Source organism: Porphyromonas uenonis 60-3, from assembly GCF_000174775.1.
GTDB lineage: Bacteria > Bacteroidota > Bacteroidia > Bacteroidales > Porphyromonadaceae > Porphyromonas > Porphyromonas uenonis_A.
In genome coordinates this window covers 1-506 of the sequence record NZ_ACLR01000131.1, presented here as the reverse complement: position 1 = coordinate 506, position 506 = coordinate 1, and the positions used below count along the sequence as shown (strand labels likewise).

Here is a 506-nt window from a genome sequence, read left to right as displayed (position 1 = left end):
AGCCGAAGGGTGGCTATGACACGCTTGATGAGGATGCAATGACCACGTGATGGTCGTATGACGGTCAGGTGGGTAGGATTAGCTCCTCCTATGTGTGTCAATGTAGCAGCTGGGGAGGTAATCGTAGTGCCTGCCGTGTGGCACTAGAGTTTCCTACCCATGAAACTAGAGTTTCCTACCCATGAAACTAGAGTTTCCTACCCATGAAACTAGAGTTTCCTACCTATGAAACTACAGTTTCTTACCTATGAAACTACAGTTTCTCCCGTATGAAACTGCAGTGCCAAGTGGGGGTGGCACTAGAGTTTCACCCGTATGGCACTACAGTACCAAGGCACATGGGCTACGTAGACTACCCCTCAGAAGTTTTTAGATACAAGACAATTAGAATAATGGAATATGGAATTCAAATCACTCACAAACATAGAGACCTCTTTCAAGCAGATTAGGCTCTACGCTATCATCTTTGCGATAGTCTGCATAGCGGTCAGTAGCTATGCGGTCTA

The 506-nt window shown here is 46.0% G+C and carries 1 pseudogene; it reads left to right on the top strand.

Annotation, left to right across the window (positions count from 1 at the left end):
- Positions 1-399: 399 nt before the first annotated feature.
- A pseudogene (locus PORUE0001_RS10050) lies at positions 400-506 on the top strand (conjugative transposon protein TraK); the annotation flags it as partial.